This window comes from Pseudomonas sp. B20(2017) (assembly GCF_002113125.1).
Lineage (GTDB): Bacteria > Pseudomonadota > Gammaproteobacteria > Pseudomonadales > Pseudomonadaceae > Aquipseudomonas.
The window spans coordinates 25,098-51,977 of sequence record NZ_NEJP01000028.1; the positions used below are offsets into that span (position 1 = coordinate 25,098).

Below are 26,880 nucleotides of genomic sequence, written 5' to 3' on the forward strand. Positions count from 1 at the left end.
TCGACTTAAAGACCGGCAGCCATGGCTTTGTCGATCAGCCAGTTCAGGTTCGGACCACGGTCGCTGTTCACTTCTACCGGGCGGCCGGCGAAGCGGCTGTCCAGCGGCTCGTCAGGCTGGATCTGCACGCGGATGTCGGAGGACAGGTCAGCGCTTTTCAGGCTGGTGCTGCTGACGATCTTGCCGGTGCGGGTCTTGTCTTCGCCGGCGATCTGGAAGCTCACCGGGGTGCCCGGACGTACGTCGCCGAACTGGCGATAGGAGAAGCGTGCATCGACGGTGGCCTGGGTGTTGCGCGGTACCAGCTGGAAGATCACGTCGCCCTTGCTCGCGTATTGACCGTCGGCCACCAGTTGCTGGGCCACGGTGCAATCGCACGGCGAGGTCAGAGTGCCGGTCATCTGCTTGCCGAACAGTTCTTCAACCTTGGCCGGCTGCAGTTGATCTTCGTCCAGATGGCCCTTGAGCACGTCGAGCATGCTGGTGCTGAAAGTCGCCAGCGGTGCACCTTTGGCGGCAACGCCGTCGGATTTGACCAGGCTCTGCACAGTGCCGTCGCGCGGCATGGTGATGTTCATGCCCGGCACGCTGACCAGACCGGCCTGTGCATGGCTGACGAAGTACATGCTGTACACCGATTTGAAAATGAAACCCGCCGCCACCAGGCCGACCGCGAAGATACCGGCGCTGAACGTCACCGCTTTCAGACGCCCGAACGGGGTCATGCCGGAGTCGCCGTCCTTGACCTTGCGGGCCTTGGTGAAGTTGTCGCGCTGCAGGGTCGCCAGCACTTCGCCGATGCTGACGATGTCGCCGGCCAGGTGCGAAGTGATCAGGTGGCGCAGGGTCGAAATGTCCTGCGGTTCGAGGTTCTGGAACTGGCAGCCGACGCGGCCCGTCTGCCGGTCGTAGGAGCGCACTTGCAGTTCAACGTCCATGGCCAGGCCGAGGTTGTCGATGACGAACTGCAGACGCGCCTTGTACACCTCGCCGACGGTCAGCGGCAGTTGTCCGGCATTGAACGCCAGACCACCGGCGGACAGGTCGAGGACCCGTGCTTCAACCGGGGTTCGGTCAGGGCCGAAGAACCGCAGCTTGGCCGGGATTTTTACCCGGGCGTGCTGGCGCTGGGCTTCGGATTCATGCACTACGTTGACGTTGACGGCGGTATTCATGGGGGCGATTTCCTTGTTAATTCAATAGGGGCAGGTCAGACCATCATCAGCAGCACGGCGACGAAAATGCTGCCGGCGGAGAAGGTCATGGTCCGAGACGACCAGGTGTTGAACCAACGTTGAAAGCTGGCGAGATCACGGGTCAGGGCAGTGGGTTGTCGGGTCCAGGATTGTTGGTCGAGGCGGAAGAACACGTAGATCTTCACCAGCGCGCCGACGATCTGGTTGTAATAGAGAATTGCCGGGTAAGCCGGTCCGATCCGGTGGCCCGAGCACGACAGCAGCAGCGTCAGAATCAGCCGGGTGATGCCGATCCACAGCAGGTAAACCAGGATGAACGCGGTGCCGTACTTGAAGCTGGCGATGATTGCCACGGTCAGGCCGAGCAGCGAGGTCCACATCGATACGCGCTGGTCGAACAGCACCACCGAGGTGAAAGCGCCGAGGCGTTTTACACCCAAGCCCAGCGCCCGGGAGTTCTGCCGCAGGTTGTTGCCGTACCAGCGGAACATCAGTTTGCGGCTGGCCTTGATGAAGCTCTTTTCCGGCGGGTGTTCAACGGTGTTGATCGCCGCGTCCGGCACGTAGAAGGTGTCGTAGCCCAGACGCATCAGGCTGAACCAGCTCGACTTGTCGTCGCCGGTCAGGAACTTGAAACGGCCCAGGCGCCAGTGTTGCAGCGAGTCGCTTTCAACGTCGGCGATGAATTCCGGGTTGGTGACCACGGTGGCGCGGAACACCGACATGCGCCCGGTCATGGTCAGTACGCGTTTGGACAGGGCCATCGAGCACATGTTGATGTGGCGCTGGGCGAAGCGCAGCTTGTGCCACTCGCTCATGATGTAGCCGCCGCGCACTTCGCAGAACTCGTTGGTGGTCAGGCCGCCGACGTTGCCGAACATCTGGAACCACGGCACGGTTTTGCGCACGACGCCTTCGCCGAGCACGGTATCGCCATCGATCACGGCCACCACGGCGCGGTCGTCCGGCAAGTGACGGGAGATCGCGCGGAAACCAAACGCCAGGCCATCACGTTTACCGGTGCCGGGAATGCGCACGAAGTCGAGTTTCACGCGGTCCGGCGGATTCATCCGCGCCCACAGCGCCTTGACCAGCAGCTCATCGGACATCTCGACGATCGAGCAGACCACGGTGGTCGGCAGTTCGCAGTCGATGGCTTCGCGGATCACCGAGCTGTAAACCTGCGCGGTGGTCAACGCGTCGATGCGAAAACTGGTGACCATCAGAAACACATGCGACGGGTCCGCCGCTTTGCCCAGCTTGCGAACCTTGCGGCGCAGGTGCGGGTAGACGATGTAGAGAAAGATCATGCCGCGTACAAAGTGCGTGGCACCCATCGAGTAGCGCCAGATACCCACGGCGCCAATCAGGAAAATGAAGTCCTTCGACTCGGAGTCGAACGTGGACGTGGGCAGCATCAGGGCCAGGCCCATCAGCAGGCTCAGAAACAAAAGCCAGCCGGCGGATTGCAGAAAAAAATGTTTGAGCTTGGACATGACCGTCATCCGAAGGTGATGGGGGCTTCAAGCCGCCCGCCGATTCATGGCGGGCGGTTTGAAACTCGGGGCTTGCCGCTGCGTTACCAGCAGATGCCTTCGGTGCGGCTACCGGCGCTGGTGGCCTTGGACATGAAGCCCACCAGGTCGATCACCTGTTTGCCGTGCGGCGCTTCTTCGGCCAGCGCACGGAACTTCTCGTCGCGGTTGCCGAGGATGATCACGTCGGAGTTGTCGATCACCGAATCGAAGTCCGCGTTGAGCAGGGACGACACGTGCGGGATCTTCGACTCGATGTAGTCCTTGTTCGCGCCGTGGACACGGGCGTACTGGACGTTGCTGTCGTAGATGCTCAGGTCGTAACCCTTGCCGATCAGCATCTCGGCCAGTTCCACCAGCGGACTTTCGCGCAGGTCGTCGGTGCCTGCCTTGAAGCTCAGGCCGAGCAGGGCGACTTTGCGTTTGTCGTGGCTTTCAACGATGTCGAAGGCGTTCTGCACTTGCGATTCGTTGCTGCGCATCAGCGAGTTGAGCAGCGGCGCTTCGACGTCCAGGGAACCGGCGCGATAGGTCAGGGCGCGGACGTCTTTCGGCAGGCACGAACCGCCGAAGGCGAAGCCCGGGCGCATGTAGTACTGGGACAGGTTGAGGGTCTTGTCCTGGCAGACCACGTCCATCACTTCGCGGCCATCGACGCCCACGGCTTTGGCGATGTTGCCGATCTCGTTGGCGAAGGTCACTTTGGTCGCGTGCCAGACGTTGCAGGTGTACTTGATCATCTCGGCGACGGCGATGTCCTTGCGGATGATCGGTGCGTCGAGTTCTTCGTACAGCGACTGCAGAACGTCGCCCGAAGCCTTGTCGAGTTCGCCGATGACGGTCATCGGTGGCTGGTCGTAGTCGGCGATCGCGGTGGATTCACGCAGGAACTCAGGGTTTACGGCGACACCGAAATCAACGCCGGCTTTCTTGCCCGAGCAGTCTTCGAGAATCGGGATGACAACGTTTGCGACGGTGCCCGGCAGCACGGTGCTGCGCACGACGATGGTGTGACGGGTGGACTTTTCACGCAGGACAAAACCGATCTCGCGGCACACCGCTTCGATGTAGTTCAGTTCCAGGTCGCCGTTCTTCTTGCTCGGTGTACCGACGCAAATCATCGACAGGTCGGTGTCGCGAATCGCCTCGGCGAAGTTGGTTGTACCGCGCAGACGGCCGGTCTGGATACCTTGTGCCAACAGCTCACCCAGGCCCGGTTCAACAATGGGAGATTTGCCAGCGTTGATCATGTCGATCTTGTCTTTGGCAACATCGACGCCCACCACGTCGTGGCCCCGAGCAGACAGGCAACCGGCACATACTGCGCCAACGTAACCCAAACCAAATATGCTGATGCGCATCGCAATTACCTCTGTATATATCAGGCCTTAGAGGGCCGGAGTTAATGGTGTTCAGCGTTCATTAGTGCACTCGAAAGTGCGGCATACAGGCGCCACAATGCCGTGTGCAGGCATACTAAGTTTCGAGTGTCTAAATAAGTGCACTCAAGATGTGCGTAACCAGGCCTTGTTTTTATGACGTGCCCTGTTATGCAGCCGATCTTCTTTGGAGAAGACTCTTGTGCAATCGTCTTGCGCGCTCGATGTCAGGATGAAAGTCCCGTAAATCAAGCGGTTGGGTGCTCAGGCGAGCACGTTTATAAGGGCGCGGCCATGGCCTTTGTAGGGGATATTAATGGTGCGTATCTCCTGTCCAACGTCTGCTTTGAGACTAGTTAGTCATCTAGGCAAGTTGCTGTGACAACTTGGTTACATGGCTATCTGCTCCGCGTAAGTTATCTCGCACAAACTCGGCGAGAATCGTTACCGGTGGTATGAGCTATGCATTCGGACGAAGTTCCTGTCCGCTCATCGCGAAATCTGAAATTTCTTGAAATATTGTCAAAGATGGCACCAGTATCAATTTGATAGCAGTTTCGTTTTCGACCTTTAATAACAGGCGAAAAATCACGTTAGATAGTTTTGTGCCACTACGGTGAAAAAATTTAGGTGCCACTACTGAAAAAAATGATCAGTGTCGAGTGAAACTAATCTTAGAAAAGGCAGGGATGTTTTTCTGGCGCCAGTAAAATGGCGAAATGTGGCGAGGGTTTTTTGACATCGTGCGAGCTGCACGACCCTTCATATAAAGAGTCGTGCATTAGGCATGCTTTATTCGGGGGCGTGATCGCGTAGAAACACCAGATTATCCGGTTTCGATTGCTCGGCGCTGTAGCGATAACCCTGAACGTCGAACTGTTTGAGGGCGGCCGGGTCGTTGATGCGTTCCTGGACCACGAAGCGGCTCATGAGGCCCCGGGCCTTCTTGGCGTAGAAACTGATGATCTTGTATTGGCCGTTCTTCTGATCCTTGAACTCGGTGTTGATGATCCGCGCATTCAGGGCTGTGCGTTTCACCGCCGAAAAGTATTCGTTGGATGCCAGGTTCAGCAGCACGTCGTCGCCTTGGTCGGCCAGCGCTTCGTTCAGCCATTCGCTGATGCGCGTGCCCCAGAAGGCATACAAGTCCTTGCCTCGAGCGTTGGCCAGTTTGGTGCCCATTTCCAGGCGATACGGTTGCATCAGGTCAAGCGGGCGCAGCAGGCCGTAGAGGCCGGAGAGCATGCGCAGGTGCTGTTGCGCGTAATCGAAATCGGCTTCGCTGAAGCTCTGGGCGTCGAGTCCGGTGTAGACGTCGCCCTTGAAGGCCAGCAGTGCCTGTTTGGCATTCTCGGGAGTGAACGCTGGCGTCCAGCTGCCGAAGCGCGCGGCGTTGAGGCCGCCGATCTTGTCGGACACGTGCATCAGTTCGCTGATCTGCGCCGGGCTCAGTTCGCGCAGTTGCTGGATCAGTTCTTGGGAATGGTCGAGGTATTGCGGCTGGGTGAAGCGCTGGGTCGCCGGCGGTGTTTCGTAATCGAGGGTCTTGGCGGGGGAAATCACCATCAGCATGAAGTCGTCTCCTTTAATCGTGGGGGCGATTCTAGGGGGTTGGGACGGATGACTCCAGCTATCGCGTCCATAGGTGATCGACGGCTGTACACAAATCCTGTGGGAGCGAGCTTGCTCGCGAAGAGGGCGTTCCAGTCGACTGATGTGCTGGATGACACACCGTATTCGCGAGCAAGCTCGCTCCCACAAGGGATAGGTGTTGCTGCGGGGAATAGGGCAGGATCGGCTATAGTGCGGCGCGGGTTTTGTTATGGAGACACCCTTTGCGCATTGTTCTTTTTTTCACCGCGTGGTTGTTGAGCGTCGGTGCCATTGGGGCGCCGGGCGATATCGCGACGCTGGATCGCAGCACCTGGCCGGAAAAACTCGACAATCCGACCCTGTTCGATGTCGCCTCGCGGGCGGAAATCCTGATGTTCGCCCGAGGCCTGCTCGGCACCGAAGCGCTGGACGAAGCGGCGCTGGCCCAGCGTCTGGGACTGCGCACGGTCAATCTGGATGCAATCAACAGCCTGCGCGAGCGTCTGTGGCAGCGCCTGCTGGCCAACTACAACTTTGCCCAGCAAAGCTGCGATCAGGACGCCTCGTTCTGCTTCCTCGTCGAAGACCTGCCGACCCTGCGCGAGCAGGCGGCCAAATTCGTGGTCAGCGACGAAAGCTATTACACCAGGTGGGCCGAGCCGAGCCGGATCTTCCACCTGCAATATCTCGATGAGCTGATGCGCAAGGCTGCGCTGTCGCCGCAGACCAGCAGCGAACTCGATCATTTCGGTGACTACGAGCGCAACGGCGACGACATGCACGACCGCTTGTTTCTGCTGAGTTTCGACAGCGCCGCCAACCTGCAACCGGACAACACCGACTGGCTCGCCGAGTACCTGCGCAAGTCGAACCTGAGCGGCACCTTCTTCATGTTGGGCAAGGATGTTCAGGCGCGGTTGGCCGACCGTTCCGTCAGCAGTCTGCAAGCGGCGTTTTCGCAGCAGTGCGTCGGCGTGCAGGGCTGGGAGTTCCGTTCCCACAGCCATTGGCAGGACTGGCAGGACTCGGTGCGGCGCAGTGCCGATCTGGTCCGCAACAAGCTGCCGGAAAACTACGTGCCGCTGTTCCGTCCACCGGAAGGCCAACGTCGCAGCGATGCCCGGGGTTTCTTCAACAGTCAGGGCCTGCAAGTGGCGCTGTGGGACATCGATGCCCAGGACGGCGCCGGCAAGCTCAAGGGCGCTCCGAGCGCGCAGCGGGTGTTGACCCTGATGCTGTTGTGGCGCCACGGGGTGATCAATTTCAACATGAAGCAGGATGCAGTGAAGACCGCGTTGCCGTGGCTGATCACGCAAACCGCGCAAAGCGGCATCGGCTGGGAAGACTGTCAGGACGCGTTTCGCTGAAAAACGGCAAGAGCGCGGAAATATTGGGCTTGGGGTGAATTTTTTGCAGGATTCGATGCAGGCGGACTTCCGACTCTAACGGGGGCAGGACGGTCCGCCAAGGGCTTTTCGTCACTTTGCAAAATAAACTTCAAAAAAGCGTCAAAGTGCTTTTTTCTGTCACGGGTTTTGGAGTATTACGAAGTCAGACCGCCGAAACCTGCAACACAGGTGGCGTCTTCCAAGACCCATTTTGTGTGCGGTTCACCTGCTATCCCGACAAAAGCTGTGCAGGTGGATTCGGCAGTCACTTCGAGGCGCAGCACCGCCGAGGTATTGCGTCGAATGGCTCCCACAAAGGTGACCGAGTATGGATGATCACGGACGTAGCCCTTCCTCCAACCAGCCAATCCTTTATGTACTCGATACCAACGTACTGATTCACGATCCGAACGCCCTGCTGAATTTCGAAGAACACCACGTCGCGATCCCGATGACCGTGCTTGAAGAGCTGGACAAGCTCAAGAGCGGGCATCACAGCGTGGCCGCCGAATGCCGTCAGGCGATCCGCCTGATCGACAAGACCCTGGGCGATGCTTCCCCGGAAGATGTCGAACTGGGGGTGCCGATCCAGCGCGGCAAGGGAGGGCCGAAGGGCTTGCTGTCGATTCTGATGAGCAAGCAGGCCGAATCGAACCTGATTCTGCCCGAGCATCTGAACGACAACAAAATCATCAACCAGCTGATCGACCTGCACACCCGCGACCCGAAAAAACCGGTGGTGCTGGTCACCAAAGACATCAACATGCGTCTCAAGGCGCGCGCGTGCGGGATCGACGCCGAGGACTACAGCACCGACCAACTGGTCGACGACGTGTCCCTGCTGCCCAACGGCTACCACAACATGACCGGCTCCTTCTGGGACCGCGTGAGCAAGGTCGAAACCCGTCAGGATCATGGCCGCACCTGGCATCAGGTGCAATTGACCGACAACCTGCCGGCGGTGCACATCAACGAATTCATCATCGATGAGCAAGGCTTCGTCGGCTGGATCAAGGAGATCGAAGAGGACAAGCTGCTGATCCTCGACCTGCACCAGGAACCACTGCTGCACCAGGAAGCCTGGGGCCTCAAGCCACGGGACATCTATCAGAGCCTGGCGCTGTACGCGCTGCTGGATCCGGATATTCACCTGGTCAACCTGTCAGGTGCCGCAGGTTCGGGTAAAACCATTCTGGCGCTGGCCGCGGCGATCGAGCAGACCATGGTCAGCAAGCGCTATCGCCGCATCATCGCCACCCGCAGCGTGCAGGGCCTGGACCAGGAAATCGGCTTCCTGCCCGGCACCGAAGCGGAAAAAATGGAGCCTTGGCTGGGCGCCATCACCGACAACCTCGAAGCCTTGCACATGGATGACGAAAACACCCATGGCAGCGTCGACTACATCCTCAGCAAAGTGCCGTTGCAGTTCAAATCGCTCAACTACATTCGCGGTCGCAGCTTCCAGCAGAGCCTGATCCTGATCGACGAATGCCAGAACCTCACGCCGCACCAGATGAAAACCATCATCACCCGGGCCGGCGCCGGTTCCAAAGTGGTGTGCCTGGGCAACCTGGCACAGATCGACACTCCTTACCTGTCCGCGACCAGCTCCGGGCTAACCTACTTGACTGAACGCTTCAAGGATTTCCCCAACGGTGTGCACATCACCCTGCAAGGGGTGCCACGTTCGATTCTGGCCGAATACGCCGAATCGCATCTGTAACCGTCCACAACCAACCGGGCGGCCCCAAAGCCGCCCGGTTTTTTATGGATAAATACAAACCAATGTGGGAGCGGGCTTGCTCGCGAAAACGATGCGTCAGCCACCCTCCCTGTGCCTGATACACCGCTTTCGCGAGCAAGCCCGCTCCCACAGGGGATAGGGCTGAATTCATAATCAGTGATGCGGAAATTTGACCTGCAGGTTTACAATCGACGCTCCTGATCAGGAGTAATCCCGTGCTGACTCATCTCGATTCCCAAGGTCGCGCCAACATGGTCGACGTCACCGAAAAAGCCGTGACGTTCCGTGAGGCGACGGCCCAAGCGCTGGTGCGCATGCTGCCCGACACCCTGCAGATGATCGTCAGCGGCGGCCATCCCAAGGGCGACGTGTTCGCTGTGGCGCGCATTGCCGGCATTCAGGCGGCGAAGAAAACCAGTGATCTGATTCCCCTGTGCCATCCGTTGATGCTGACTGGCGTCAAGGTCGAGCTCAGTGCTGAAGGCGATGACTGCGTGCGTATTGTTGCCCGGTGCAAATTGTCCGGGCAGACCGGCGTCGAGATGGAAGCGCTGACCGCCGCCAGCGTCGCCGCCCTGACCATCTATGACATGTGCAAGGCCGTTGACCGTGGCATGACCATCGAAAGCGTGCGTCTGCTGGAAAAGGTCGGTGGCAAGAGCGGGCATTTCCAGGCGGAGCAGTCATGAACCTGACTGTGAAGTTTTTTGCCCGTTACCGTGAGGCGCTGGGCGTGGATTCGGTGAAGGTCGAGGGTGATTTCGCCACCGTCGATGACGTTCGTGCATTGCTGGCTCAGCGTGAAGGCGCCGAGGTGCTGAACGAGCAGAACCTGATGTGCGCGCGTAACGAAGACCTCTGCCAGCTCGACGAGCCGGTGGTCGATGGCGACGAAGTGGCGTTTTTCCCCACTGTGACCGGAGGCTGAGCCATGCGCATTCGGGTGCAGTCCGAACCATTCGATCCGGGCGCTGAAGTCAATGCGATGCACGCGGCCAATGTCGGCGTCGGCGCGGTGGTGAGTTTTGTCGGCTATGTGCGCGATTTCAATGATGGCCTCGATGTCGCCGGAATGTTCCTCGAACACTATCCGGGCATGACCGAAAAGGCCCTCGGCAAGATTGCCGTGGAGGCCGAGCAGCGTTGGCCGCTGTTTAAACTGGAAGTGCTGCACCGCATCGGCGCACTGGAGCCGGGCGAACCGATCGTGTTCGTCGCAGCCGCCAGTGCGCATCGCCAGGCGGCGTTTGACGCCTGCGCCTTCGTCATGGATTACCTGAAAACCCGTGCGCCGTTCTGGAAGAAAGAGAACACCAGCGACGGCCCGCGCTGGGTCGAAGGTCGCGACAGCGATCATGCGGCGGCGGATCGTTGGAAGCAGTAATTCCTCTGTCGACTTAGAGTCAGTCTTCGCGAGCAAGCTCGCTCCCACAGGTTTTCGATAATCCTTGTGGGAGCGAGCTTGCTCGCGAAGAGGCCATCCGAATCACCAAATCCCTCAAGTTCACCTCCCCGACCATCGGCCAGAAATGATCGGTCTCGCCCAATTGACGATTTGTACGTAAAAGTCCAGTATGGATTTACAAGTACAAAAAAGGTCTTTCCCCGTTTCAGCTTTTTCTTCTGTCTTGCCAAACCAACAACAACCCGCGAGAGAACGAACATGAAGAAATTCCCCCTCATCACCGGTCTGGCACTGAGCCTGTTGGCGTGCAGCAGCGTGTTCGCCGCCGAGAAAACCCTGCGCATCGGTATCGAAGCGGCGTATCCGCCTTTCGCCTCGAAGACCGACAAGGGTGAAATCGTCGGTTTCGACTACGACATCGGCAACGCCCTGTGCGCGCAGATGCAAGTCAAGTGCGTGTGGGTCGAGGGCGAGTTCGACGGTCTGATTCCTTCCCTGAAGGTGAAGAAAATCGACATGGCGCTGTCGTCCATGACCATCAACGAAGATCGCAAGAAGTCGGTGGACTTCACCCACAAGTACTATTTCACCTCGTCGCGGCTGGTCATGAAGGAAGGCGCCACCGTCGACGATCAGTACGCCAGCCTCAAGGGCAAGACCGTCGGCGTGCAGCGTGCGACCACCACAGACCGTTACGCCACCGAGGTGTTCGAGCCCAAGGGCATCAACGTCAAGCGCTACGGCAACAACGAAGAAATCTACATGGACCTGGCGGCCGGGCGTCTAGACGCGATCTTCGCCGACACCATCCCGCTGACTGACTTTCTGTCGATGCCACGCGGCAAGGGTTACGCGTTTGTCGGGCCTGAGCTGAAGGATCCGAAATATGTGGGCGAGGGCGCGGGGATTGCGGTGCGCAAGGGCAATACCGAGCTGGTCAGCCAGTTGAATACTGCCATCGATGGCATTCGCGCCAGTGGCGAATATCAGAAGATTTCCGAGAAGTACTTCAAGTCCGATATCTACGGCGACTGACAGTCCGCCATCGCCAGCAGGCTGGCTCCCACAAGGGGTCTGTACCGAACATACATATTGTGTTCACAGACATCCAATGTGGGAGCCAGCCTGCTGGCGATGGGGCCAGACCAGCCAATAGAGCCGCCGGATCTCAGCCCTTCAATTCCTTCAAATGCTTGTACACCGTCGCCCGCCCCATGTTCAGTACATTGGCCACATAGTTCGAGGCGCTCTTGCCCTTGAACGCCCCTTCGGCGTGCAGCGCCAGCACCAGTTCGCGTTTGTGATCGCGGGTCAGCAGGTTCAGGCTCAGTTGTCGCTCGCGCAGCCAGGCGTGCAGGAAGGTGTTGATGCGCTCCTGCCAGTCATCGCGGAACAGCGAGTCCGGTTGCGGGATCAGTTTGCTCGGCGAGAGGAACAGATCCAGCGCAGCCTTGGCATTCTCGAACAGCGAAATATTCAGGTTGATGCAAAGCACCGCCAGCGGATGACCTTCGCTGTCGCGCAGTACCGTGCTCAGGCTGCGAATCTTCTGACCGTCCCAATTGAGCTTCTCGTACGGGCCGATGTTCCGTTCGCTGACGTCGTCGCTGAGCATGTCTTCCAGCGACGATTCATCGCCGATCACCCGTTTCGACAGGTTGTTGGCGATGTAGTCGACCTTCTGCGTGCGCAGGTCATGCAGCACCACTTCGGCGTGGGGAAAGAACAGCGTGGCGATGGCGTCGGCGATGGCGTGGTAGTTGTCCAGCGCGGCGTCATGCAGCTCGGGCGTGTGTTCGGGGGCGGTCATAACTGTGGAGCTCCAGGCAACGTCAACGCCTCCGTGATCCGGGGGCGTTGCGAGTGTGCCGCAATCCGTCGGGCGAGTCATCCGGACGGGCGGTCAGGCCAGGCGGGCAGGGGCGAGCATGGCGGCGGTCAGGCCGAATTGCTTGAGGTGTTCGGGTAGCGATTCGCCACGCACCAGTGCCGCGCTGGCCATGCCCATGGCCGGTGAAGTCTGGATGCCGTAGCCACCCTGGGCCGCGACCCAGAACAGCCCCGGCACTTGTGGGTCGAACCCGGAGAGCAAATCACCGTCGGCGACGAAACTGCGCAGACCGGCCCAGGTGCGGGTCGGGCGGCGGATGGTCAGGGTCGTCGCCTCCTCGATCTGGTAGATGCCCATGGCGATGTCCAGTTCTTCCGGCTGCACGTCGTGGGGTTCGACCGGGTCGGCGTTGGCCGGGGAGCCGAGGAACATCCCGGCGTCGGGCTTCATGTAGAACGATTCGTCGAGACTGACCAACATCGGCCAGTGGTGAATGTCCACGCCTTCGGGACCGGCGAAGATGAACGCCGCGCGGCGTTTCGGTTGCAGGCCCAGCGGCTGGGCGCCGGCCAGGGCACCGATCCTGTCGGCCCAGGCGCCTGCTGCGTTGATCACGATGGGCGCGCTGAAGGTCTGGCCGTTGGTCAGCACGTGCCAGATGCCGTCGGCGTCGCGGCTCAGTCCAAGCACTTCGCAATCGGTCTGCACCTGGCCGTTGTTGCGACGGATACCGCGCAGATAGCCCTGATGCAGGGCGTCGGTGTCGATATCGCTGGCGGTCGGATCGTAGATCGCGCCATGGACTTTCTCCCGGCGCAGGATCGGCAGCCGCGCGCAGGCTTCATCCGCGCTGAGCAATTGCATCTCCGGCACCGTGGCCTTGGCGCTGAGGTATTGATTGTTCAGCTCGGCGGCGTCGCCGGTGAAATCCACGGTCATTTCCCCGCGCGGGGTCAGCAGCGGGTGCTCGCAGAAACCGCTGGGCGGATGGTCGAAGAATTCGCGGCTGGCCTGGGTCAGCGCCCGAACCTGCGCAGTGCCATAAGCAGCGGTGAACAGCGCAGCCGAGCGCCCGGTCGAGTGATAGGCCGGGTGCGACTCGCGCTCCAGCACCACGACCTTGCCGTGCTGCGACAGCCAGAAACCGGTGGAAGCACCGGCAATCCCGCCGCCGATGATGATGAAATCTGCATGACTCATGAAAATCTCCGGTGTCAGCGCTGCAATTGATAGACGGCGTTGGCCAGGGCGATGTCTTCCAGGCCCAGACCGATGGAGCGGAAAAACACGTGACGGTTGTAATCCGGACGCTGCACTTTTTCGCTGAGCAGATCCGCCAGGTCACCGAGGATCGCGCTGGTGTCCCAGCCATGTTGTTCGCGGGCGATCAGCATCTCGCCGGCCGAGCCCGGGGTGGTCAGACGATAGTCGCAGAACACCTGCATCTCGTTGAGGGTTTGCGGCGGCACTTCGTGGGCACGCGGTGCGTTGGTGCTGATTGAGGTGATCAGCGCCGGTTTGCTCAAGGTTGCCGGGTCTATCACAGGTCCTGCGGACGAGGTGCAGAGCATGATCACGTCGGCCTCGGCGATGGCGGTTTCGCGGCTGTCGGCGATGCTCACCCGTGGGTCGAGGTTTTGCAGCAGGCTGGCGGTTGCCGGGTCTTCGCTCAAGGTCGGCGAATACACATTGATGCTCTGCCAGTCGCGTAACGTTTTGACGTAATGCAGGTGCGCCTGGGCGACCTTGCCGCTGCCGATGATTGCCAGACGCGCAGCCTTCAACGGGGCGAGGGCATCGACCGCCACGGCGGTGGTCGCAGCAGTACGGGCGGTGGTCAGTTCACCGGCATCGCAGAGCAGCAGCGGTTGTCCGGTCTGCATCGACATCAGCAGTGTCCACGCCGTCACCAGCGGGCCTTGTTCGCGAACGATGTAGGGTGAAGTCTTGACCCCGTACACGCCGTCTTCTGCCAGCACGCCCAGATAGTTGATGAAGTCCCCGGCACCCTGGGGGAATTCCACCAGTTGCTGCGCCGGTTGCACCGCATGCCCGGCCGCCAGATCGCGGAACAGCTTGCGCAGGATCTGCGGCACATCGATCCGGGCCAGCAGCTCGCGGGCCTGGGTTTGGTCGATCACGTAAGGCGTACTGGACATGTCGGACTCCGGAGACTGTTTATAAACTTATTTGTCCATTATGGACTTTTAGTTTTGTTGAACAATATCCGGGCGAAAAAAAAGCGCAGTCCGTTGCCGGCTGCGCTTCTCTTTATGGCGTCGCTTACTGTGGACGCTTGCGCTCAACCGCCCGCAGTAGATGCGTCGGCGGCGTTTCACAGCTGATCTTGCGACCGAGTTTTTCTTCGATGGACGGCAACTGATAGGAGTCGTCTTCACCGGCAAAGCTGATCGACACACCGTCGGCACCGGCCCGACCGGTACGGCCGATGCGATGCACGTAGTCGTCCGGGACTTCCGGCAGGGTGAAGTTGATCACATGGCTGATGCCGTCGATGTGGATACCGCGACCGGCTACGTCGGTGGCGACCAGCACCCGGATCTTGCCTTCGCGGAAGCCTTCGAGCGTCTTGATCCGCTTGTGCTGTGGAACGTCGCCGGACAGCTGCGCGGCGTTGATGCCGTCACGCACCAGGCGTTCTTCGATGCGGCGCACTTCGTCCTTGCGGTTGGCGAACACGATGACCCGCTCCCAGCCGTTGTCGTTGACCAGGTTGAAGAGCAGTTTGTATTTGTCGGCACCGGCCACCGCGTAGATGTGCTGCTCGACGTTTTCGTTGGCCACGTTGGTGACCTCGATTTCGACGATCGCAGGATCGGTGGTCCACTGCTTGGCGAGGTTCATCACGTCATCGGTGAAGGTCGCGGAGAACAGCAAAGTCTGGCGTTCGCTTTTCGGCGGGGTCTGGCGAATGATCTGCCGAACCTGCGGGATGAAGCCCATGTCGAGCATGCGGTCGGCTTCGTCCAGCACCATGACTTCGACCATGTCCAGGTGCACGTCGCCGCGCTGGTTGAAGTCGAGCAGGCGGCCCGGGGTCGCGACAAGGATGTCGCAATGGCGCGCTTCGAGGTGCTTGAGCTGCTTGTCGAAGTCCATCCCGCCGACGAACGTCATGACGTTGAGGCCGGTGTACTTGGTCAGGTCGGCGGCGTCCTTGGCGATCTGCACCACCAGCTCGCGGGTCGGCGCGATGATCAGCGCCCGTGGCTCGCCCATGTAGCGCTCTTTCGGCGGCGGGGTCTGCAACAGTTGGGTGATGATCGAGATCAGGAACGCGGCGGTCTTGCCGGTGCCGGTCTGGGCGCGGCCGATGGCGTCTTTGCCGGCGAGGGTGAAACCCAGCACCTGGGCCTGGATCGGCGTGCAATACGGGAAACCCAGGTCGTGGATGGCGTGCATCAGTTCCGGGGCGAGCTTGAAATCGTGGAAGCGGGTCTTGCCTTCCTGCGGCTCGACGACGAAGTCTTCGAGTTTCCAGGGAATAACCGGCGCCTTGGGCTTGGGTTCGCGACGTGGTCTGGCCGGTTTCGGTGCTTCGCTGCGGGCCGGCTCAGTGGCGGGCGCGGCAGCTGGAGCGGGTTTCGGTTCACGTTTTGGCGTCGTGGCGGGCGTCTGGCGGTCGGCCTGGCTGGCATCGCTGCGATGACCGGGGGCGTGCGACGGCGCAGTGGGGACTGGCGCGAGCTGCTCAGCCTCGCTTTTACCGAACATTTTCTTGAGTGCTTTGAGCACGGTCATCTCATCAATTGGTTAAGGAATGTACGCCGGCCAGTGTAATGCAAGAAACGGGCGCGGCGTAGTGGGATGATCAAAGGGCGAGCCTTGGCGGAATTGTCAGCGCAGGCGTTCGCTCAACCACGTGCCGATGTCGCGAATTTCTTCGGGTAACACTTCGTGCTCCATTGGGTATTCCTGCCATGTCACGGTGACACCATGCGCCTTCAGATACTCATACGCCGTGCGTCCCATCGAGTTCTGCACCACATTGTCGAACTGGCCGTGCAGTGACAGCACAGGAATCCGCTGCTGGCTGGCCGACAACTCCAGTTCATCGCTGAACGTCGGCGCGTATGTCGATAATGCCAGCACCCCACCCAACGGCCCCTGCCATTTCAGAAACGCGGTGTGATAGACCACAGCGCCACCCTGGGAGAAACCGGCGAGGAAAATTCGCGAGGCGTCTATTCCGCTGCTTCGCTGTTCTTCGATCAATTCGATGATGCGGTCGGCAGAGGCTTCCAGCTCATCGCGGTCGATCGCCCGGGCCGGGCTCATGGCTTTGATGTCGTACCAGCTCGGCATGGCATATCCGCCATTTATCGTCACCGGACGGGTCGGCGCCTGGGGCAGGACGAAACGCGTGCTCAGCAGGCTTTCCTGAAGCGCTTCGGCCACCGGCAGAAAGTCGTAGCGGTCGGCGCCGAGGCCGTGCAGCCAGATCACGCAGGCGTCTGCGGGCTTAACAGGCTGAAGAATCAAGGGCTCGGTCATGGCTGCTCCAATTGTGTGCGGGCGCTCTCATTGAGTGCGTGATTTGCGTGCGCGCCCGGTTGATCCGTTAAGAAGATGTCGCAAGGTTGCAAGTTTTGCTATTGACCTGTCACTCAAACGCTTCAGCTGCCGGTGTGGTACGGGCTTTGCTATGAGGTAGTCGTGCAATCGATCTCGCGCCTGGCGGTAACACTATCAGTGAACGACTGGCGACGGGATAGCAAAGAATCCGGTGATGGATGTTCGCCAATGGCCGCAACGGGCTTAGCGAACGTGAAAGGGCTACCGCCCGTTCGGCCGACTGGTGAGAAGTGAGTTGTCCATTATGTGGATTTTCTCCTACTAGACTCATAGCGAAGGTCCTGCGTCGGTTGATCCCAAAAAAAGCCAACACGGGTCAACAACGCCTCAAAAGGGTGCGACTGGACTCAAGCTCCGACACAACAAGAGCAAAACTGGAGGTTTGAATGAAGATGTTGAAATCCACTCTGGCGATCGTGACTGCTGCTGCAGTACTGGGTGTCAGCGGGTTCGCTCAGGCGGGTGCAACCCTGGATGCAGTGAAGAAGAAAGGATTCGTGCAGTGCGGCGTCAGCGATGGCTTGCCAGGCTTCTCGGTTCCGGATTCCACCGGCAAGATCGTGGGTATCGATGCTGACGTCTGCCGCGCTGTGGCGGCTGCCGTGTTCGGCGACGCGACCAAGGTCAAGTTCAGTCAGTTGAACGCCAAGGAGCGTTTCACCGCTCTGCAGTCGGGCGAGATCGACATCCTGTCGCGCAACACCACCATGACCAGCTCCCGTGACGCGGGCATGGGCCTGAAATTCCCGGGCTTCATTACCTACTACGACGGTATCGGCTTCCTGGTAAACAACAAGCTGGGCGTGAAAAGTGCCAAAGAGCTGGACGGTGCAACCATCTGCATCCAGGCCGGTACCACCACCGAGCTGAACGTTTCCGACTACTTCCGTGGCAACGGTCTGAAATACACCCCGATCACTTTCGATACTTCCGATGAAAGCGCCAAGTCGCTGGAATCCGGTCGTTGCGACGTGCTGACCTCCGACAAGTCCCAGCTGTTCGCCCAGCGCAGCAAGCTGGCTTCGCCGAAGGATTATGTCGTTCTGCCGGAAACCATTTCCAAGGAACCACTGGGCCCGGTCGTGCGTAACGGCGACGACGAGTGGCTGGCCATCGTGCGTTGGGTTGGCTACGCGCTGCTGAACACCGAAGAAGCGGGCATCTCTTCGAAGAACGTCGAAGCTGAAGCCAAAGCGACCAAGAACCCGGATGTCGCTCGTATGCTCGGTGCAGACGGCGAATACGGCAAAGACCTGAAACTGCCGAAGGACTGGGTCGTACAGATCGTCAAGCAAGTCGGCAACTACGGCGAAATCTTCGAGAAAAACCTCGGCAAGAGCACTCCGCTGGAAATCGACCGTGGCCTGAACGCGCTGTGGAACAACGGCGGCATTCAATACGCACCACCAGTGCGCTGATGGTTCTGTCACCCGGCAGGCCAACTGCCGGGTGACGTTCTGTTCCATTATTTCCGGGGCACTTCATGCAAAATTCAATCGGCGCACCAAAGCAGAGGCTCAGCCTCAGCGATCCACGAGTGCGTGCGTGGGTATTTCAGATCATCACCATCGTGGCGGTGGTCTCCCTGGGTTGGTATCTGTTCGATAACACCCAGACCAACCTGCAACACCGGGGTATCACTTCGGGGTTCGACTTTCTGGAGCGCAGTGCCGGGTTCGGCATCGCTCAACACCTGATCTCCTACACCGAAGCGGACAGTTATGCCCGGGTGTTTGTCATCGGCCTGCTCAACACGCTGCTGGTGACCTTCATCGGTGTGATCCTGGCCACAATCCTCGGCTTCATCATCGGCGTCGCGCGCCTGTCGAAGAACTGGATCATTTCCAAACTGGCAACCGTGTACGTGGAGGTTTTCCGTAACATCCCGCCACTGCTGCAGATCCTGTTCTGGTACTTCGCGGTGTTCCTGACCATGCCGGGGCCGCGCAACAGCCACAACTTCGGCGATACCTTCTTCGTCAGCAGCCGCGGCCTGAACATGCCAGCTGCGCAAATGGCCGACGGCTTCTGGGCGTTCGTGGTCAGCATCGTGGTGGCCATCGTCGCCATCGTGCTGATGAGCCGCTGGGCCAACAAACGCTTTGAAGCCACTGGCGAGCCGTTCCACAAGTTCTGGGCCGGCCTGGCCTTGTTCCTGGTCATCCCGGCGGTGTGCGCGCTGATCTTCGGTGCGCCCGTGCACTGGGAAATGCCGAAGCTGCAAGGCTTCAACTTCGTCGGTGGCTGGGTGCTGATTCCGGAACTGCTGGCCTTGACCCTGGCGCTGACGGTGTACACCGCAGCGTTCATCGCCGAGATCGTGCGTTCGGGCATCAAGTCGGTCAGCCACGGCCAGACCGAGGCGGCGCATTCGCTCGGCCTGCGCAACGGCCCGACCCTGCGCAAGGTGATCATTCCGCAAGCGCTGCGGGTCATCATCCCGCCGCTGACCAGCCAATACCTGAACCTGGCGAAGAACTCCTCGCTGGCGGCCGGTATCGGTTATCCGGAAATGGTTTCGCTGTTCGCCGGCACCGTGCTGAACCAGACCGGTCAGGCGATCGAAGTCATTGCCATCACCATGAGCGTGTACCTGGCGATCAGTATCAGCATTTCCCTGCTGATGAACTGGTACAACAAGCGCATCGCGCTGATCGAGCGGTAAGGAATAGCGCATGAGTACTCATACTTTCAAACCCGACATGCCACCGCCGGCCAAGGTCTTCGGCCCGATGGCGTGGATTCGCGCGAACATGTTCTCCAGCTGGCTCAACACCCTGCTGACCCTGTTCGCGTTCTACCTGATCTACCTGGTGGTACCGCCGATCCTCAGTTGGGCGATCCTCGATGCCAACTGGGTCGGCACCACCCGCGCCGACTGCACCAAAGATGGCGCCTGCTGGGTCTTCATTCAGCAGCGTTTCGGTCAGTTCATGTACGGCTACTACCCGCCGGAACTGCGCTGGCGCGTGGATCTGACCGTGTGGCTGGCAGTCATCGGCGTGGCGCCACTGTTCATCAAACGCGTGGCGCACAAGGCGGTGTACGGCCTGAGCTTCTTGGTGGTCTACCCGATCGTTGCCTGGTGCCTGCTGCATGGCGGCGTCTTCGGCCTCGACACCGTGGCGACCAGTCAGTGGGGCGGTCTGATGCTGACCCTGGTGATCGCCACTGTCGGCATCGCCGGTGCGTTGCCGCTGGGGATTGTCCTGGCGCTGGGTCGACGCTCGAACATGCCGGCGATCCGTGTGGTCTGCGTGACCTTCATCGAGTTCTGGCGCGGCGTGCCATTGATCACGGTGCTGTTCATGTCCTCGGTGATGCTGCCGCTGTTCCTGCCTGAAGGCATGAACTTCGACAAGCTGCTGCGGGCGCTGATCGGCGTGATCCTGTTCCAGTCGGCGTACGTCGCCGAAGTGGTGCGCGGCGGTCTGCAAGCGATCCCCAAAGGCCAGTACGAAGCCGCGGCCGCGATGGGCCTCGGTTACTGGCGCGCCATGGGCCTGGTGATTCTGCCGCAAGCCCTGAAGCTGGTGATTCCCGGCATCGTCAACACCTTCATCGCGCTGTTCAAGGACACCAGCCTTGTGATCATCATCGGCCTCTTTGACCTGCTCAACAGCGTCAAACAAGCCGCTGCCGATCCGAAATGGCTGGGCATGGCCACCGAAGGCTACGTGTTCGCCGCCCTGGTGTTCTGGATTTTCTGTTTTGGCATGTCGCGCTATTCCATGCACCTGGAACGCAAGCTCGACACTGGCCACAAGCGTTAGGAGTTTTTTCGATGAGCGAAGCAATCAAAAAGCCAGTGGGCCCTGAAGGCATCATTCAGATGCAGGGCGTGAACAAGTGGTACGGCCAGTTCCACGTGCTGAAAGACATCAACCTCAACGTGCGTCAGGGCGAGCGTATCGTGCTGTGCGGCCCGTCGGGTTCCGGCAAATCCACCACCATCCGCTGCCTCAATCGTCTGGAAGAACACCAGCAGGGCCGCATCGTGGTCGATGGCGTAGAGCTGACCAACGACCTCAAGCAGATCGAAGCGATCCGCCGTGAAGTCGGCATGGTGTTCCAGCACTTCAACCTGTTCCCGCACCTGACCATCCTGCAGAACTGCACCCTGGCGCCGATGTGGGTGCGCAAAATGCCCAAGCGCAAGGCCGAGGAAATCGCCATGCATTACCTGGAACGCGTACGCATTCCGGAGCAGGCGCACAAATACCCGGGGCAACTGTCCGGCGGTCAGCAGCAGCGTGTGGCGATCGCCCGTGCGCTGTGCATGAAACCGAAAATCATGCTGTTCGACGAACCGACTTCGGCACTCGACCCGGAGATGGTGAAAGAGGTACTCGACACCATGATCGGCCTGGCCGAAGACGGCATGACCATGCTCTGCGTGACCCACGAAATGGGCTTCGCTCGCACCGTGGCCAACCGCGTGATCTTCATGGACAAGGGCGAAATCGTTGAGCAGGCTGCACCGAACGACTTCTTCGACAATCCACAGAATGATCGTACGAAGCTGTTCCTGAGTCAGATCCTGCATTGAGATCTGATGAATAAAACAAACCCGGCCTTGTGCCGGGTTTGTTTTTTGTGGGTCAGGAGGCGGTAAGAGCTTCTTGTTCTTTGTGCTCGGTGAACTTGAAAGCCCCCCTCAAATCAGCCCCTTCGGCCAGGTTTCTCGCATCGGCAAGCAAGTGTGGATAGCGATCCAGCAGACGCATGAGTAGCATCAATGCTTTCGGCGGAAGTACCTCGCCGCGTTCGTATCGTGAAAATGCGTTGTGCCCGCCCCCTGAAAGCAATTGCACCGTTTCCTTTTGCGTCAAATGCAGTTTGCGGCGGATCCTTTTCATTTCGTTGCCTACCATTTTTCTACAGGCGAGAACGAGTTCATCGCATGCATCCGAATAGCGCTGCCCGCACTCGTCATCCAATTCGACCTCGCCGCACTTCTGGCACTCCCAGCCCGACAAGTCGTCGATGCGACGCTCCATTCCCCTGGCGCTCAAGGTTTCGCCTCGACCTTTGAAATGCACCATGCCTTCCGGGGCGCCGCAACTGAAACACTGCTGCGTGTTCATGAATTGTTCTCCTTGAAGGAGATCACGGGTGGACGCCTGGCGTAGTGATAGGACACCTTGATGTAAATCTCCAAACCATGTGATTGGATGTGATAGGCGTCTTGCCAAATACGATGATCGTCATAAGTCGTCATCGATTTGTACAACATGCCGCGCTGCAGTTTGTGAACGATTTCCTGCATTTCTGCGAGACTCAGTTCGAGTGCAGTCCCCGTCTTTCTCGCCGTGTGCGTGAATGCTTTCCAACCGAGTCGCCTGACATCCGCCTTGATCACCACCAAGTCGTAATGGGGTGTGTTCTTTTCCATAAGAAACCAGAACCCTGTCCCTGAAATTACCCTTAAAGGGTAATTTTGACTAATTGAAAATCCCGCTCCATTTGCCTCTCCCTGACCCTAGGTGGTTGCCGTCCTACACGGAGCTGACTAACATGTCAGAAAATTCATCCCATGATTGGATGAAAGGGCGAATCCTATGTCAGACATTTCTCCACTTATTAAGCGATCCCTGGTCGATCAGGCCCTGGATCAGTTGCGCCAGCGCATCACCGACGGCACGTGGCAGGTCGGTCAGCGTTTGCCGACCGAGCCCGAGCTGTGCGCCGAACTGGGCATCAGCCGCAACACCGTGCGCGAGGCGATGCGGGTGCTGGCGTTTTCCGGGTTGATCGAAATTCGTCAGGGTGACGGCAGTTACCTGCGCGCGGTGGTCGATCCGATGGACACGCTCAAGGCGCTGTCCAAATGCTCATTGGATCAGGCCCGGGAAACCCGGCACATCCTTGAAGTCGAGGCCATTGGCCTGGCGGCCTTGCGCCGGACCGTCGAAGACCTCGTCGCATTGCGCGAGGCGCTGGGTGTCGCCGGCAGCCACTATCACGGCGATCTCGACAGCTACATCCGCTGCGATCTGGTGTTTCACCGCCGTCTGGTGGATGCCGCACACAACCCGACCCTCAGCGAGCTGTATCGCTATTTTTCCAGCATCGTCGGGGCGCAATTGCGCCAGACCCTGAACATCGTCCCCCGTCGACAGGAAGTCTTCGATTTGCACGTCGCCCTGCTCGAGGCCGTCGAGCAGCGGGACCCGGAGCGGGCCAAAGCCCTGTCGAGGCAGTTGATCAATGAACCTTGAAACCGAGAAAACCATGTCCCGCCCAGAAGCTTCCCCAGCACCCGTTCGCAAGGCCGAGCTCGAAGAGTTGTTGATCGACGCCGAAGCCGATGACGAGCAGGTGCAGCAAAGCCATCCGCTGGTACGGCGTCCGTGGCTGTTGCTGCTGGGGTTGATCCTCGTGGCGTTGAATCTGCGTCCGGCGCTGTCGAGCATGGCGCCGCTGCTCAGTGACGTGTCGAAGAGCCTTGGCTTGTCTGCTGCTCAGGCGGGATTGCTGACGACGTTGCCGGTGCTTTGCCTCGGTCTGTTTGCTCCACTGGCACCAGTGCTCGCGCGACGTTTCGGTGCCGAGCGGGTGGTCTTGGGGATTCTTCTGACACTGGCCGGCGGCATCATCCTGCGCAGCAACTTCGGTGAAGTCGGACTGTTCGCCGGCAGCGTGCTGGGCGGCGCGAGCATCGGCATCATCGGCGTGTTGCTGCCGGGCATCGTCAAGCGCGACTTCGCCAAACATGCCGGCACCATGACCGGCGTCTACACCATGGCCCTGTGCCTGGGCGCGGCAATGGCGGCAGGTTCCAGCGTGCCGCTGAGTGAACACTTCGATCACAGCTGGGCCATGGGCCTGGGCTTCTGGGTGATTCCGGCGCTGGTGGCGGCGGTGTTCTGGCTGCCGCAAATCGGCCAGAAGCACGGCGCGCACAACGTCGCGTACCGAGTGCGCGGTCTGCTGCGTGATCCGCTGGCCTGGCAGGTGACCTTGTACATGGGGCTGCAGTCGTCGCTGGCCTACATCGTGTTCGGCTGGTTGCCGTCGATCCTCATCGGTCGCGGGCTGACGCCCACACAGGCCGGCCTGGTGCTGTCCGGTTCGGTGATCATCCAGCTTGCCAGCTCCCTGGCGGCGCCGTGGCTGGCCACGCGCGGCAAGGATCAGCGGCTGGCAATCGTGGTGGTGATGGCGCTGACCCTCGGCGGCCTTTTCGGTTGCCTCTACGCGCCGATCGAAGGGTTGTGGGGCTGGGCGATCCTGCTGGGCCTGGGGCAGGGCGGTACGTTCAGCCTGGCGCTGACCCTGATCGTGCTGCGCTCGCGGGACTCCCATGTCGCGGCAAACCTGTCGAGCATGTCCCAGGGCTTCGGCTACACCCTCGCGTCCATGGGGCCGTTCGCGGTCGGCGTGGTGCACGACTGGACCGGCGGCTGGAACGCCGTCGGCTGGATCTTCGGCATCGTCGGTGCGGGAGCGATCCTTGCCGGCCTCGGTGCCGGACGTGCGCTGTACGTGCAGGTGGTCAGCGAAAAGGTCTGATGTGCACCCACTGTCGGTATTCGGAATGCGAATGCCGATAGTGTTTCGGGCGTTTGCGGATTATCGTGCTGGCAATCTGTACCTTTCCTGGAGATTGCCCATGAGTGAAGAAGCCCACAGCGCCCTGATCACCCGTTTCTACCAGGCTTTCCAGCGCCTCGACGCCGAGGCCATGGCGGCTTGCTACACCGACGACGTCGTGTTCAGCGATCCTGCGTTCGGCGAGCTGCGCGGCCGCGATGCCGGCGATATGTGGCGCATGCTCACCACCCGCGCCAAGGACTTCTCCCTGACCTTCGACAACGTCCGCGCCGACGAGCGCAGCGGCGGCGCCCACTGGGTGGCGACGTACCTGTTCAGCCAGACCGGCAACATCGTGATCAACGACATCCAGGCACGCTTCGTCTTCCGCGACGGCAAGATCTGCGAACACCATGACCACTTCGACCTGTGGCGCTGGTCACGCCAGGCACTGGGCTTCAAGGGCCTGCTGCTGGGCTGGACGCCGCTGGTGCGCAACGCCGTCCGCGCTCAGGCGCTGAAAGGGCTGAGGGCATTTCAGGCGAGTCGCTGATAAGATCGCGGCCTGTTTTCCTTACGCCTGAATTGTCCCGTGACCAGCCTCAGCGAAAATCCTCCCGATGCCGACGTTCCAGTGAGCAAGTCCTGGTTCGTCTACCTCGTACGCGCCGCCAACGGTTCGCTGTACTGCGGGATCAGCGATGATCCCGTGCGCCGCTTCGCCAAGCACCAGAGCGGCAAGGGCGCACGCTTCTTTCTCTCAAGCCCTGCGATGGCGCTGGTCTACACCGAGCGTTGTCGCGACAAGGGTGATGCGTTGCGCCAGGAGCGGTTGATCAAGAAGCTGAGGAAGAGTGCGAAGGAGTGTCTGGTGGCGTCTTATCGGCCTGACTGAATAAGCCCTCGAACCTTGTAGATATCCCTTCCGTAGATTCGGCACGTTGCATAAACAACAGGCAAGAAAAAACCGCCCTTGTAGGCGGTTTTTTCTGTAAACCTCGGTTTGCGGCCGGGGTTTACCGCATCTCACTGGATACACTGGCGCAGGCCAAGAGTATTCGTCTTTACGTCACCAGGCAAGCCTTGAAACACCCATTCCAGAGAATGCGATTTTGAGCTCATTTGTTTAAATGACGGTATAGCAATCCGATTACTATTCGTCCGCTCGCATGCCAATGCAGCTTTGAGGTCTGGCTGATCGACGTAACGGTTTCATGCCCTCTGACATGGGGTTGCTCCCGTGCCGGAATGATTTTTCAGGGGGATCACAACCGGCCGCCTCATTGGGTACATTGGCGTGTATTCCGAAGGCGTACGTGGTCCGGTAAGCACGCTGGAGGTTTGGCCCCTAACCGGAGGCCAAAATGTATGAAGCTTTTGCTGCGTACTCTGAGCCTCGTATGGAGATCGTTCAAAGCGTTTCGCTTTTACGAGTTCCTGCGAGATCACTTCGATGACCTGATGTAAGGTCCTTGATGTGGAAAGCCGTCTCAGCCTTGGCTGAGGCGGCTTTTTAGCGCCTTATCAACCTGACTGATCGGTTCCCATCAGCCGGATCCGTAGGCTGCGAACGAATTGCGCGCTAAGCTGCTGGCTCACTTTCTGTGCGGCGGAGCCGAGCATGTCCGAGTTGATTCTGCATCATTACCCGACCTCTCCATTCGCCGAAAAGGCCCGGCTGTTGTTGGGTTTCAAGGGCTTGTCCTGGCGCTCGGTGCATATCTCGCCAGTGATGCCCAAGCCTGACCTGACTGCCCTGACCGGTGGCTACCGCAAGACCCCGGTGCTGCAGATCGGTGCCGATATTTATTGCGACACCGCGCTGATCGCCCGCCGCCTCGAGCAGGAAAAGGCCCAGCCTTCGTTCTTCCCGGAAGGTCAGGAAATGATCGCCGCCAGTTTTGCCGCCTGGGCCGACTCGGTGGTGTTCCAGCATGCGGTGAGCCTGGTGTTCCAGCCCGAATCGGTGGCGGTGCGTTTCGGCAAGTTGCCGCCGGAAGCGATCAAGGCCTTCCTTGCCGATCGGGCCGGACTGTTCAGTGGTGGCAGCGCGACCAAGCTGTCAGCGGAGCGGGCCAAGCACAATTGGCCGACCCTCATGGCGCGTCTGGAGCAGCAGTTGCAGCGTGAAGACGGTGACTTCCTGTTCGGTGAGCCATCGATTGCCGACTTCGCCATGGCTCATCCACTGTGGTTCCTCAAGGCCACGCACGTGACGGCGCCGTTGGTGGATGCTTATCCGGCAGTATCGGCGTGGCTGGGACGTGTGCTCGGTTTCGGCCATGGCGCGGCCAGCGATATGAGCTCGGAGGAAGCACTGGAGATCGCGCGCAACTCGACCCCGGCGGCATTGCCGGACGAAGAGTTCACTGACCCGAACGGGTTCGTGGCAGGTCAGCAGGTGCTGATCGCCGCGACAGACTACGGCGTTGATACCGTCGCCGGCGAGCTGGTGTTTGCCGGTCGAGAGGAGCTGATCCTGCGCCGTGAAGACGAACGTGGCGGAGTGGTGCATGTGCACTTTCCGCGTTTCGGTTTCCGAATCGAAGCTCGCTGATTTCTCAAGCCCGTCAAAAACCTGTGGGAGATTCTATGGTTGAGGGGCAACCCTCAACTTGCTTTCGGCTGGTATTCGCTCTGCCCCTTTAGTAGTGCGAATACGACCCGAGCAAGTTTA

At 59.8% G+C, this 26,880-nt stretch carries 26 protein-coding genes; 15 read left to right on the forward strand and 11 right to left on the reverse strand.

The genetic code is table 11. The features are described 5' to 3' along the window. Positions 1–5 precede the first annotated feature (5 nt). From CAF63_RS28005 to yaaA, 4 genes are all read right to left on the reverse strand, one after another. Positions 6–1,175, reverse strand: a complete 1,170-nt coding sequence (locus tag CAF63_RS28005; protein WP_085690599.1) for an alginate biosynthesis protein Alg44 — start codon at positions 1,173–1,175, stop codon at positions 6–8. Between the two features lie 35 nt (positions 1,176–1,210). Further along, entirely contained in the window at positions 1,211–2,692 is a 1,482-nt protein-coding gene (gene alg8 / locus CAF63_RS28010; protein WP_178081336.1) for a mannuronan synthase, read from the reverse strand. Positions 2,693–2,775: 83 nt separating this feature from the next. Next, positions 2,776–4,092 (reverse strand): nucleotide sugar dehydrogenase, encoded by a 1,317-nt coding sequence (locus tag CAF63_RS28015; protein WP_085690601.1) that lies wholly within the window; start codon positions 4,090–4,092, stop codon positions 2,776–2,778. Between the two features lie 810 nt (positions 4,093–4,902). Continuing rightward, on the reverse strand, positions 4,903–5,682 hold the full coding sequence (yaaA, locus tag CAF63_RS28020) for a peroxide stress protein YaaA (protein ID WP_085690602.1): 780 nt from the start codon (positions 5,680–5,682) through the stop codon (positions 4,903–4,905). Between the two features lie 263 nt (positions 5,683–5,945). Between yaaA and CAF63_RS28025 the strand changes: the two genes are divergently transcribed. From CAF63_RS28025 to CAF63_RS28050, 6 genes are all read left to right on the forward strand, one after another. Beyond that, positions 5,946–7,070 carry a polysaccharide deacetylase family protein gene (locus CAF63_RS28025; RefSeq protein ID WP_085690603.1) on the forward strand — a complete coding sequence of 375 codons (1,125 nt, stop codon included), beginning with the start codon at positions 5,946–5,948 and terminating at the stop codon, positions 7,068–7,070. Between the two features lie 349 nt (positions 7,071–7,419). Then, positions 7,420–8,814 (forward strand): PhoH family protein, encoded by a 1,395-nt coding sequence (locus CAF63_RS28030; protein WP_085690604.1) that lies wholly within the window; start codon positions 7,420–7,422, stop codon positions 8,812–8,814. Between the two features lie 236 nt (positions 8,815–9,050). Beyond that, entirely contained in the window at positions 9,051–9,524 is a 474-nt protein-coding gene (moaC, locus tag CAF63_RS28035) for a cyclic pyranopterin monophosphate synthase MoaC (protein ID WP_085690605.1), read from the forward strand. Beyond that, positions 9,521–9,763, forward strand: coding sequence for a MoaD/ThiS family protein (locus tag CAF63_RS28040; RefSeq protein ID WP_085690606.1), 243 nt, complete (start codon positions 9,521–9,523; stop codon positions 9,761–9,763). The genes moaC and CAF63_RS28040 overlap by 4 nt, the downstream gene beginning before the upstream one ends. A 3-nt stretch (positions 9,764–9,766) precedes the next feature. Next, entirely contained in the window at positions 9,767–10,219 is a 453-nt protein-coding gene (gene moaE, locus CAF63_RS28045; protein ID WP_085690607.1) for a molybdopterin synthase catalytic subunit MoaE, read from the forward strand. A 279-nt stretch (positions 10,220–10,498) separates the two neighbouring features. Then, positions 10,499–11,275: an ABC transporter substrate-binding protein gene (locus tag CAF63_RS28050; RefSeq protein ID WP_085690608.1), complete on the forward strand. Its 777-nt coding sequence runs from the start codon at positions 10,499–10,501 to the stop codon at positions 11,273–11,275. 133 nt (positions 11,276–11,408) lie between these two features. Here the strand turns inward: CAF63_RS28050 and CAF63_RS28055 are convergent, their stop codons facing one another. The 5 genes from CAF63_RS28055 to CAF63_RS28075 all read right to left on the reverse strand — a co-directional run bounded on the left by CAF63_RS28055 (position 11,409) and on the right by CAF63_RS28075 (position 16,586). Next, positions 11,409–12,050: a transcriptional regulator gene (locus CAF63_RS28055; RefSeq protein WP_007957327.1), complete on the reverse strand. Its 642-nt coding sequence runs from the start codon at positions 12,048–12,050 to the stop codon at positions 11,409–11,411. Between the two features lie 93 nt (positions 12,051–12,143). After that, positions 12,144–13,271 (reverse strand): FAD-binding oxidoreductase, encoded by a 1,128-nt coding sequence (locus CAF63_RS28060; protein WP_085690609.1) that lies wholly within the window; start codon positions 13,269–13,271, stop codon positions 12,144–12,146. 14 nt (positions 13,272–13,285) lie between these two features. Further along, on the reverse strand, positions 13,286–14,230 hold the full coding sequence (locus CAF63_RS28065; protein ID WP_085690610.1) for an ornithine cyclodeaminase family protein: 945 nt from the start codon (positions 14,228–14,230) through the stop codon (positions 13,286–13,288). 124 nt (positions 14,231–14,354) lie between these two features. Beyond that, positions 14,355–15,833, reverse strand: coding sequence for an ATP-dependent RNA helicase RhlB (rhlB, locus tag CAF63_RS28070; protein ID WP_085690611.1), 1,479 nt, complete (start codon positions 15,831–15,833; stop codon positions 14,355–14,357). 96 nt (positions 15,834–15,929) lie between these two features. Continuing rightward, positions 15,930–16,586 (reverse strand): alpha/beta hydrolase, encoded by a 657-nt coding sequence (locus tag CAF63_RS28075; RefSeq protein WP_085690612.1) that lies wholly within the window; start codon positions 16,584–16,586, stop codon positions 15,930–15,932. 467 nt (positions 16,587–17,053) lie between these two features. Between CAF63_RS28075 and CAF63_RS28080 the strand changes: the two genes are divergently transcribed. From CAF63_RS28080 to CAF63_RS28095, 4 genes are all read left to right on the forward strand, one after another. Continuing rightward, a complete protein-coding gene (locus CAF63_RS28080) occupies positions 17,054–18,085 on the forward strand; it encodes an amino acid ABC transporter substrate-binding protein (RefSeq protein ID WP_007957332.1) in 1,032 nt (343 codons plus the stop codon). 65 nt (positions 18,086–18,150) lie between these two features. After that, positions 18,151–19,332 (forward strand): amino acid ABC transporter permease, encoded by a 1,182-nt coding sequence (locus CAF63_RS28085; protein WP_085690613.1) that lies wholly within the window; start codon positions 18,151–18,153, stop codon positions 19,330–19,332. A 10-nt stretch (positions 19,333–19,342) separates the two neighbouring features. Then, the gene (locus CAF63_RS28090; protein WP_064382444.1) at positions 19,343–20,440 is read left to right on the forward strand and encodes an amino acid ABC transporter permease; all 1,098 of its coding nucleotides are present in this window, start codon (positions 19,343–19,345) and stop codon (positions 20,438–20,440) included. A gap of 11 nt (positions 20,441–20,451) precedes the next feature. Beyond that, a complete protein-coding gene (locus CAF63_RS28095) occupies positions 20,452–21,216 on the forward strand; it encodes an amino acid ABC transporter ATP-binding protein (RefSeq protein ID WP_007957337.1) in 765 nt (254 codons plus the stop codon). Positions 21,217–21,268: 52 nt separating this feature from the next. Here the strand turns inward: CAF63_RS28095 and CAF63_RS28100 are convergent, their stop codons facing one another. Next, entirely contained in the window at positions 21,269–21,754 is a 486-nt protein-coding gene (locus CAF63_RS28100) for a type II TA system antitoxin MqsA family protein (protein ID WP_085690614.1), read from the reverse strand. Beyond that, positions 21,751–22,062: a type II toxin-antitoxin system MqsR family toxin gene (locus CAF63_RS28105; RefSeq protein WP_085690615.1), complete on the reverse strand. Its 312-nt coding sequence runs from the start codon at positions 22,060–22,062 to the stop codon at positions 21,751–21,753. Before CAF63_RS28105 ends, CAF63_RS28100 begins: the two co-directional genes overlap by 4 nt. 166 nt (positions 22,063–22,228) lie before the next feature. Here CAF63_RS28105 and CAF63_RS28110 point away from each other — a divergent pair, with 166 nt between their 5' ends. From CAF63_RS28110 to CAF63_RS28130, 5 genes are all read left to right on the forward strand, one after another. Further along, on the forward strand, positions 22,229–22,888 hold the full coding sequence (locus CAF63_RS28110) for a FadR/GntR family transcriptional regulator (RefSeq protein ID WP_085690616.1): 660 nt from the start codon (positions 22,229–22,231) through the stop codon (positions 22,886–22,888). After that, positions 22,878–24,182: a CynX/NimT family MFS transporter gene (locus tag CAF63_RS28115; protein ID WP_085690617.1), complete on the forward strand. Its 1,305-nt coding sequence runs from the start codon at positions 22,878–22,880 to the stop codon at positions 24,180–24,182. Before CAF63_RS28110 ends, CAF63_RS28115 begins: the two co-directional genes overlap by 11 nt. Before the next feature lie 100 nt (positions 24,183–24,282). Then, positions 24,283–24,756, forward strand: coding sequence for a nuclear transport factor 2 family protein (locus CAF63_RS28120; protein ID WP_085690618.1), 474 nt, complete (start codon positions 24,283–24,285; stop codon positions 24,754–24,756). 39 nt (positions 24,757–24,795) lie between these two features. After that, a complete protein-coding gene (locus CAF63_RS28125; RefSeq protein ID WP_085690619.1) occupies positions 24,796–25,098 on the forward strand; it encodes a GIY-YIG nuclease family protein in 303 nt (100 codons plus the stop codon). A 726-nt stretch (positions 25,099–25,824) separates the two neighbouring features. Further along, entirely contained in the window at positions 25,825–26,760 is a 936-nt protein-coding gene (locus CAF63_RS28130) for a glutathione S-transferase family protein (protein WP_085690620.1), read from the forward strand. Positions 26,761–26,880 lie beyond the last annotated feature (120 nt).